Raw genomic sequence first — 9,693 nt, forward strand, 5'->3', positions numbered from 1 at the left:
CTGTATCTTCGCGTCTGCTGCAAACGTCCGGTATGCGGGATGCGACCGCAGCATCTTGATAGTTGGTCAAAGGTCCGGATTGGGCCGCTGAGGGCCGTCCGTGAAGACGGCCCGCGCTTTCAAATTTCGATAGCTTCGGCGATAGCCAGCGCATCTTCAAGCTCAACGCCAAGGTATCGGACAGTGCTGTCCATCTTGGTATGGCCCAACAACAGCTGGACTGCCCGAAGGTTGCCAGTCTTCTTGTAGATCTGCGTGACCTTTGTGCGCCTCATCGAGTGCGTGCCATAGGCGCTGGCCTCCAGGCCAATGGATATCACCCACTCACGGACAATCCGCGCGTACTGCCGGGTCGAGATGTGCAGCCGTTCGTGAAAACGCCCAGGCCACAGGTATTCAGATCCGACCATCAGAGGCTCACGCATCCACCTCTCAAGCGATACTCGCGTGCCTTCAGAGATTTCGAAACGCACAGGTTTCTGCGTCTTGCTCTGCAAAACCGACGCGCGTTCCTTGATTTGGCCTGACGCCATGACATCGACCACCTTCATCTTCACCAGATCGCAGCCGCGCAGCTTGCTGTCGATGGCAAGATTGAAGAGGGCCAGATCACGGTGGTTCTCGGCGAGTTCCAGCCGCACCCTGATCGCCCAGACGTGTTTGGGCTTGAGCGGCCTTTTCTGGCCGACGATTCGGCCTTTGTTCCAGGCTGGGCGCAAGGCACGGATGGCGGGTAAGTTTGATGTTTCCATGATGGAACCTCTGATCCACCACGCCCTCCCACATCGACAACCCGACGTTGACGAAGGCAACATATCACAACATGCTGCGTCGCATCCGAGGTCGGCTTTGAGCCCATTGCAACCGATGCTGCAAAGATCATGAACGTCCGTTTTTTGTTTTCCCTGCCGCCGCTACGATAGAAATTTCATGTGCTTCCCAGAGTTCTGGTGGTTCTAACTTTCGCGCCAGATGGTCGATGACTGCATCGGGTACTGCATCCGGCCTGTCTCTATTCTGCCGTCGCAATTGGACGGGGTTGACTTCGACATAGACGATTTCAATCTTCGCTCCGTAGTCCCGCAGTAACTGCAGGACCTTTGATCTATTTTGCTGTGTTACGTTCGTGGCGTTCCAGACAAAATCGGTGCCCGCCCGCAGATACTCTCTGGCCCGCTCATGGGCGGCTTGGATCACTTGACCTTGGTTGTCAGTGGCTGACACACCCAATTCATCACGGATCAGGTCGAGGCTGACGACAGGATGATCTGGACGATGCTTGGCCACCCATGTGTCTTTGCCAGCCCCGGGGAGACCAGACATCACCGTAACAGTGCATTTAAAGTCTTCGTGGGCCGCATAGTGCGGATCGCGGTCCTCCAAGTCGAAGAACGCAACACGGCTTTCATCGTTAGCGAAAGCGAACGGCTGGTGCAGGCAATCCGCCTCTTGGAAAGTCAATGTGGCAAGGCTGACGTTCTCTAAAACAGCCTGTTGATCGTCGCATATCCGTCCCAGTGCATCTGCCTTGGCATGCAAGAGAAGGTGATCCGGCGTGCACCGCCATGACGTTTCTATCGCCATCCGCGCCGGGTCAGGCCGTTCGATCAACCAAAACGGCAATTGGTGATGCGCGATGATACCGCACAGCGCCTCTCGCCAGGCGAAGGGTGACCCTGCATGCCACAACAATTGTCGAGCGATGGACGCCCCTACACGTGAATGACCACGAGACGAGATGCGCCCATCGTCTTCATGTTTCGTCACCGCAGGTTTACCAACATCGTGCAGCACCGCCGCCCAGAACAGGTTGGACTGATCATCGGGTGGTAGTTTTTGCCAATCGGGATCAGCAACTAACGCCTCCACCACCATGCGCGTATGCGTTCCCACATCGCCTTCGGCGTGGTGGATCGGGTCCTGTGGGCAGGTGTCAAGCATCGCCAGTTCGGGCCAAAGTTGCCAGATCGCAGCCCAATTGACCCGCCAAGGCGGGCCGGTTGGCACTAGCGACAACAGGTCGTCGTGCGTGACACTAGGTTTCATGGGCCTACGCATCGTAAGCCCCTTCCACACCCAATACTGGTGCAAAGATATCAACCCCATCAGCCAAGCTATTCGGCAGGATCGGACGGTCGTGCCAGTGGCCTTCGGCGGCTTCGATAGATTGTAAAAAGTCAGCCCGCACAAACTTGAACCTATCCCGCACGTGATCGGCGTCTTCCTGTTTCAGATACAGACCTTCGGCCAGTTCACTATCCTCGGTTTGCTGATCAACCATATCAGGACGGCTGCCAGACCGAGTTGCGGCGACAGCCAAAGCATCCCGCCAGCCCTGTGACTTGTACGGCGTCGGACGGGTCATGCTATTCAGGTGATCGGCAGACGTGACTTCACCATCGTGCACAACAGGCACAGGCATGATCGGCAATCCTGAAAGTAATGACCGACGGGCGGCAGTACTTATGAAAGTGCCATTGTCCCGATCCAGCACGTCAAACTCCATGAAGTAATGGGGCAGACGGTCATAGAACACGGTGTGTTTGGCATACATCCACTCACCATACATGACGAAGCGATGGCCAAGTACGGGGTGCAGCACGTGGGCATGGGCCGCAGCCCAAGTCTTGAGCAGGGCAAAGTGACGTTCGCGCCCACCACCTGTCAGGAAATGCCCACGGCTTTGCAGTAGAAGGCCTCCATCCATGTCAAAAGATACGGCAGAGTTGGCACCGTCTAGTTTCTCTTCAACGATCAGGGGTTGCCCTGCGAGGTCTTTGATCGGTTTGTCGTCCGCGATATCGCCCAGTTGAAGGCGCGAACCTTCAATGTGCCGCGTGCGCGGATATTTGTAGATATTCATAGCTGTCTCACGATGTATCGATTGGTCACACAAAACCACCCGACATGAATTGTCAGGGCGTAGGTTGAGATATGTGTGTAGAGATTACATCGGACTTCCGTGGGGTTCGGGGTTGAGACACAGTTCTGCAAATAGCTAAGGCTATTAAAAAAATCAACAGCGGACATTGAGAGCAAACTCCCCAAGGTCGGCTTTGGTCCGCGCTGCAGTCATCCAGTAAACCGAAATGCTGCACGATGCACGAATGGCAGCTTTTACGGGCCACGCCGCAGCATGGGAAGCACGTGTTCAAGGTCTGCAATGGGCCGGGCCTGTCGAGAAGGGCGGCCATAGTTTGCAGTTTTGCAGAGTCTGCTTTCTGCGCGTCGCTGACGTCTACATTGATCGCAGTATCGCCTGGATCAATTGTACAGGCTTGAAGGTCCGCTTTCAGGCGACCTTTCGCGCTCGCAGCGGCCCCTGCGCTGCGCCCTGCCTGAATGTCGTGATTGGGCTGCGACCTGCGTGCTGCGTCAGCGAAGGGCCGCACCCAGGGCAATGGCAGCAGAGGGCTCTCTGCCGCCATGCGGCGGCACAGCACCGAGAATCCTGCACCAGCCTGCCCCAAGCAAGTTGTGATCGGCTCAAGCCAGCCCAAAGCGGTCATCGAAAGGGATTGCAGTGCCAGCAATGCCGCAGGCGCGAGTTTCGCAGGTCGCCTTCCTGGAAGCGGACCCTCAGCAGGGTCAAGCTGCCTCATGTGATGCTGCAGGTTGCACCGGGGGCAGCGGAGCGCAGATAGCGACATTAGCAAAGTCGGCGTGACCGGTCATGCCATAGGTGCCCACGGCCCATACCGGACCTTCATCACAAATTCGAATGTTGCAGTGCAGCGTGCCCTTAGCAGACATTCAACACCAACTATGTTTCATCTGCAGCCGCCTTCTCCGTCAGAATCTTACGCCAATCAATGGGTTTACTGGTCTTCAGTTGAGTTTCGAATTCTCTCAAGCCTAGATGCTCTGGGTGACACTCGACCGCCTCCGCAATCAGCTTCCTGTACAGCTCGTCATTTCCATACAGCCTGTATCTCTCCGCTAATACGAGTGCTGCGGCAGCTTCGAACAGGCGAGGCGCATGCAATCCAGATTTCGTTGCACGTTCGCGCCAATATTGATCGTAGGCCTCCTGATGCTTTGAGAGAGACCAGCCATCCGTCGATCCAAGTAACGTGCGACCAATCAGAACATCTCCAGATGGTTCCTCAGCTATTGCGGCGTGCTTTTCCATAAAGAGTCTCCAGTCGGGCCGCTGAGCGATTTCGGGCGCCACAGCGTTATATGCGACATAGAGCACGTAGAGAGCGGGCTTTAGTTCTTTTTTTGCTTGCGGGAATAGGCCCTCGATGTCACCCAACATGTCTCGAAGGTCAGTAATCGTTGCATTAGTATCCCCGCGTTCATGAGCGGCCAATTGACTAAGGAATCCTTCGAGACGCCTCCGCGCTTGTTGTGCGTCTGAAAGCGGGTGCCCAACCCAGTATTGAGGTGCCATCTGCATGCTAACAACTCCCGCGCGCTCTAAATTGTAGTCATACTCTTCGGTCTCAACTTTTGGCCCATCTGCTATGAACCTTCGAATAACGTACCGCGTTACCCGCGCAAGCCCTTGTATTGTAAGTACCGGTCTGCGTTCGATTTCAGCGACTTCTCTGTGACCGTGTGGCATGGTCAAAGCGTCCGGCAATGGCTTTGCTGAATGTATATATTGAGAACGCAGTCCATAGGCCTGCCGAAGGGCGGACGGCAGCTCGCGCCGAGTCACCGCATGATTGGAGGCGACATCGGCAGCCCTGAAATACGATGCTTCAATTTTCGATACGATAAAGTCGCGATAACGTCGTGCCATCGCGATGTGTTCTACTTCCACGATGGCCGCGCGGACTGCTTCCGCTGTGCCTCTGGGCGCATTTGACAACGCACCGTCCAGGGCTTTTCGCTTTCGTTCATCGACATCGGGCCAGCTGGGCTGAAACCCGTCAAAATCCTGTACGAGCGTTTCAACTGCTGAGACGAGTAGGGTGTACGATAGGCCAAGATCATCCGGGATGCTGTGGAGCGCTGCGACATACGTCTTGATTGCGCGCATTGCTGCCAAAAACTGCCGTCTTTCGAGAGCTAGAAGACTGTCCACCAGTTCAGCAAATTCTTCACATTTGTCGGGACTGGCTACCACTTGGGGGTCAAAGAACTGGCTAACAAATTCTCTAGGTGGGCAATACGATGAAAATCCGAACTGACTGTTTGTAAGCCTTCGAACCACATTCACGTCTGTTGACACGATGAGGTTTAGCCCAAATGAGGCCAGAACTGCAAAGTCGCGCAGGTATGGGGTGACGCCGTGCGAAACTAGAACGCCAGGCTCCACTTCCGCTTCCTCGATCCGTTCTTCCAGCTCATAGACTACTGCAAGATCGCCGCGTTCGCCTCCAGTGGCACGAAGCGTTCCGGCTGCCGTTTCAACATCATTAAAGTGAAACCATCCGTTCGAATACAATACCCCTCGAAGAGCGTTCGTGCGTCCTACGCCACGGGTGAACAACTTGCCAGTATTGATCTGAAGCATTTTAATTTGGTCTCCGCTCATTGCCGACTACGGCGACTCTTGGTGGATTAGCTGCAGTCAAATCGAACTTCTTTCCTCGGCCAAGTAACCAACCTGACATTCCACAAAACAGCGGTCGAGCTCTTTGCGTGACATCACTCAAACCGCTGTTCCCGTTCCTCATCTCTTTGGCGGTCACGGACCCGTTCGCGTTCGATTTCCATCGAAAGCTGATCTGAAACCGACCGTGCGGCCTCGGCTATCTCTTCCCGCTCATGTTGCTTCAGTTCAGCAATGGCATCGACTCTTGGCTGCATGACGTCTGCACGGCTCCCCGACCACGAAGATGGGGTGACACGATCCGCGTAAGCATGAAGGACTGGTTCGGGTTCAGGGGCGGCTTCAAGAAACTCAACAGCGGACGACGTTATGGAAGAACCATCCCTGTTCCCATCACCTTTCTCCCAAAGCTTAATGCCTGACGCGACCAAACCCCAGACATCCGCTTCGTTCTGTTGCTGACACCACTCAATCAGGTTGGCCACATCGATCTTGGAGAGCGGGCAACGCCGTATGCCCCCGTGCCGAACGAAAAAGATGCGTCGATGCTGCTGGTCCTCTGTCCCCTGGAGAACACGATTCAGAAATGCCTTGGGCATCAGCCCTGCTGTCGTCTCAATCGCTTTCTCGAACGAATGAATGTAGCCGTAACGTTCGTCCACCACAGAGAAGATGGTATCCACCCACTCTGTCTTTTCAGCGTCATTGCCATCGAAGCTAAGTGCGGCCTTGATGACATTTTCCATGCTATAGTCTTTGCTGCCACCAGGGTCGCTGTGATCGGCCAACAGGGATTTGGTTGCCGCCTTCAAACCAAGTTTTCTTAGTTCAGGTCCTAATGTATCCTCCGCACGGTCCTTTCCGTGCAGTTTCATACTGAGAGCGTCGAGCAGTGTGTCGTTACCGTCTGACTTGGCCAGCAGCTTCTGTGCAAGCTCCAACAAACGTTCGGACGGTAGGTGTGCATAGTTGTCCCGCCAAAGGATAGATCCGAACATCCAAGTCCGAGTTTCTTCATTGTCGAGTAGGGCCATGCACCGATCCAGATCACTCTCTGTGAAGTCATCCCATGGATGCAGGCCCACAAGGGCTTTTCGAAGTTCCGGGTGTTCCGCACATTCATCCAAGAGTTCTCTCGAAAGCGCATTGTCATTGGCGGCAACCTCCTCGATGAAGCCACCAATCACCGCAAAGTCATGGTTCGAACCGGATGACCGAGCGAAGTGTTCCAGCAAGCATTGCCAACCTTCACGATAATTGTGTCCCCCCTTAGCAATGCCGACCCCGAACGCCCTGCGATAGGGCATCCAGTCGTTGGAAAACAATTCTGAACCCAACTCATCGAGTTGATGATCTGACGCTGCAAAGCTCTCACCTAAATCTGTTGCATTTGATGCCAATCGCTCTTCAGCATCCCGATACTTGTCATCGCGGCTGTCGTCGAACTCCTCGTCGAGTGCCCAATGATCATGCCCTTTGCCAAGAACGTATGTTTTGATCTTCGCAATCAGGTCGCGAGGCTCCAGGTCGCGATCTAGATCGGCGAGATCCTGGGGAAGCGGTTCTGGTTCAGGTTCGTCTTTTTGTCTTGTGTGATCGAAGTAGATGATCGAGCGGACGGCTTTCCAGCCTTCGCCCCATGGATAGTGGTCATTGATCGCCCGTGCTACTTCGACCAATTTGTCCCGCATCGCTTCCTGGTGCCAAAGGCCGCGAAACTCATTCGCTAGGACCTGCCGTGCGCGACTTTTGATGTCTTTGTCGTCTGAGTTTGCTAGCCTCACCGCCAAATTCATGAAAGCAGTGCGCCACTCGACGAGTTGGTCATGGGTTGGTCGGTAGCCATAGTCCCTGGGTCGTGCCCCAAATTCGTTGAGGCCAAAGCCCGTCCATGGCGGTCCGTCCAAGGCCGTAGAAAGCAAATTTATTCCTAACGAACGCCGTCCGATATTCTCGAAGCTTAAACAGTCTTCTACGATGGCGAGGCGCTGTTCCAACGAAGCATGTGTGCCAGACAGATAGGGTTGGAAGAACCCCGAAATCTTATCTCTGACAGCATCATAGTTGTTGTTTGCATCTTCATGGTCCGCGACGCGGATCAGTAGTGACATGCAGCGGTCAAATGCATGCGGTTCGTATGCCAACGACTGAAGCAGGTTGAGGATCGTGGTTCTACGAGGATTATGCTTCGGCTCCATTCCCTGAAAGTCTGGAGAGGTGAGTTCGGCTTCAATCCGGTCAAGCAGCGCATCCGGTGCGACGGGCCCAATATAGTCCAGTATTCTCGATCCATTCTCATCGAGGTCCGAGATTCGCCCCAATAGGCCGTCAGGTTGCAGCCATGCCTTAACGATCTCAATGGCCACCGGATGATCATGCATCAGGCCAAGCCTGTGAGCGAAAGACATAAGAAGACGACTGTTTCCAGCCGCTTCGAAAGTCGATCTCAGAGCTTCGGTGGGGATGCTGTCGAGCGCCGAGCTTGCCAATCTGTTCGCAACAGCATGGGGCAAGATGGCCCTCCAATGCGCCCTCTTTTGAACGACATGGCGTTCTGCCAACTTCTTCACGGCTCGAAACAATTGCGCCTTGGTATGGCCAGAAATGGAGCCCAAGACTTCTAGTTCGTTCTGCCCAACCTCTGGATCAGCAACTGAGAATGAATACGCGAGTGACAGAGTCTCAGCCTGATCGCGAAGATCGCCGTCTTGTCCCTTACGCTGCTGGAAAAGTCGGTCGAATAACTTGGCATCGGATAATTCGGCCAGGCTCTCACCCTGTTCAACTCGCTCTGCAATGGCCAACGCGACCCTGGCGTTGCCATCGGCAAACTCGGCGACCCTTCGTGCATTGCCTTGGCCAATTGCAGGGAAACGCCGCAAAAGCAACTCCTCGGCCACCTCTGGTCCGTTGGCTTCGATATGGATGACCTCTGTGGTCTGAGGTTTGTCATCTCTAATGTCATATTCAACTGTAATCAGGCTGACATCACCACTTGCAGCCGACACTTTGCTTGCCAATGCCGAATGCAGTTCAGATGGGCAGTTGTCGAGGATCATCACCGAGCGACGCGCCTCGGCGATTAGACGGTCGAGCATTGCAGATGCGGAGGGATCAGGGTCTTGTCCCGTGTCCACGTAGACGGCGATGGTTCTGTCGAGAGGATCGTCTCCGACCGTTTCGTCAAAGAGCGCTTGAACAATCCTTGTCTTACCAACACCTGAAAGCCCCGTGATGCGGATCGCCTTGTTTGAGGTGCGGATCAAACGCCGCATAGGTTCTATAGCGTCCTCGATTGAAAGCTCCTGACCTCGCTCCGTCGGCACTTGGACGATGATACCTGGGCCAGAGATGAGAGTGTCAGGTGACCCCTTTGGAGGGTTGCTCCAGGCTCCATAGGGCTGCCATCCCGAATAACCCTGACCAAGCTTGCCTTTCAGCCACAGCAACACCGACGGGTGCTGCCGCACCCATTGGACCAGCTTTGAACGGTCGAAGAAATCGAGGTGGATGTCCTCATTGTTGGGATCATTGGCCACAGCCGCTCGCATGGCGTCGAGGCGATCCTTCTTCATCGGTGGCGAACAATCGTCAGCGAGGCTCACAATGATGTAGCTGCCCCCGATCCTCGCCTGGTTTGATATAGTTGGATTAAGTTCGCCGTCTTTCGTCATCTCCGCTGTGATCGACGACTTCGACATCGAATCCTTCTTGGACTGAAGGATAGTATCTGGACGGCAAATGAAGCCTGTGTCCAGTTTGGGTGCATTCACTTGCACATGTATGTCAATGCCTTCGTCAGGCGCTTTGATCGAGCCCGACCAACTGACACTCGAAGGGCTATGCCCATGTGCGGCGACTTCTGCTTCGGCCAGCCTTGCTATCAACTCCTCCAACAGAGTGTCGGACAACCGCAGTAAGTCATCCTTTTCGATGTCAAAAATCGCCATCGTAGCACCTCAATACAATATCTTGCAGGTCTATATAGTTGAGAACGCGACATTTAGGAATATGAGCGCAGCGTGCAAGTGGCTATGACGCGAATTGAATTTCCAAAGTATCGATGTCAGCTTTTCAACCTGTACTATATCGAAATGGACACCGCAGCGAATGACGGCTTACCGCCCATGTTTGGGTTCTGTCGACTTGAAGCGGTTGGCTGATCGCGTCCGCTTCGGGCTGACTTG

Annotated in this window: 5 protein-coding genes; all 5 read right to left on the bottom strand. The window is 54.5% G+C overall.

Annotated features, from left to right (window positions below):
• Positions 1-119: 119 nt before the first annotated feature.
• The 5 genes from OO25_RS15340 to OO25_RS15360 all read right to left on the bottom strand — a co-directional run bounded on the left by OO25_RS15340 (position 120) and on the right by OO25_RS15360 (position 9,456).
• A complete protein-coding gene (locus OO25_RS15340; protein ID WP_040180999.1) occupies positions 120-752 on the bottom strand; it encodes a tyrosine-type recombinase/integrase in 633 nt (210 codons plus the stop codon).
• 127 nt (positions 753-879) lie between these two features.
• The gene (locus OO25_RS15345; RefSeq protein WP_040181026.1) at positions 880-2,046 is read right to left on the bottom strand and encodes an AAA family ATPase; all 1,167 of its coding nucleotides are present in this window, start codon (positions 2,044-2,046) and stop codon (positions 880-882) included.
• Between the two features lie 4 nt (positions 2,047-2,050).
• Positions 2,051-2,863: an RNA ligase family protein gene (locus OO25_RS15350; RefSeq protein WP_040181003.1), complete on the bottom strand. Its 813-nt coding sequence runs from the start codon at positions 2,861-2,863 to the stop codon at positions 2,051-2,053.
• Between the two features lie 900 nt (positions 2,864-3,763).
• Positions 3,764-5,467 carry a hypothetical protein gene (locus OO25_RS15355; protein WP_040181005.1) on the bottom strand — a complete coding sequence of 568 codons (1,704 nt, stop codon included), beginning with the start codon at positions 5,465-5,467 and terminating at the stop codon, positions 3,764-3,766.
• A 134-nt stretch (positions 5,468-5,601) separates the two neighbouring features.
• Positions 5,602-9,456 carry a hypothetical protein gene (locus OO25_RS15360; protein WP_040181006.1) on the bottom strand — a complete coding sequence of 1,285 codons (3,855 nt, stop codon included), beginning with the start codon at positions 9,454-9,456 and terminating at the stop codon, positions 5,602-5,604.
• Positions 9,457-9,693 lie beyond the last annotated feature (237 nt).

Source organism: Phaeobacter sp. S60 (genome assembly GCF_000826845.1).
GTDB classification, from domain to species: domain Bacteria; phylum Pseudomonadota; class Alphaproteobacteria; order Rhodobacterales; family Rhodobacteraceae; genus Phaeobacter; species Phaeobacter piscinae.

Bases quoted from the DNA above. Each gene is read 5' to 3' on its own strand.
- OO25_RS15340 (WP_040180999.1), bottom strand. From the start codon at position 752: ATGGAAACATCAAACTTACCCGCCATCCGTGCCTTGCGCCCAGCCTGG.
- OO25_RS15345 (WP_040181026.1), bottom strand. From the start codon at position 2,046: ATGAAACCTAGTGTCACGCACGACGACCTGTTGTCGCTAGTGCCAACC.
- OO25_RS15350 (WP_040181003.1), bottom strand. From the start codon at position 2,863: ATGAATATCTACAAATATCCGCGCACGCGGCACATTGAAGGTTCGCGC.
- OO25_RS15355 (WP_040181005.1), bottom strand. From the start codon at position 5,467: ATGCTTCAGATCAATACTGGCAAGTTGTTCACCCGTGGCGTAGGACGC.
- OO25_RS15360 (WP_040181006.1), bottom strand. From the start codon at position 9,456: ATGGCGATTTTTGACATCGAAAAGGATGACTTACTGCGGTTGTCCGAC.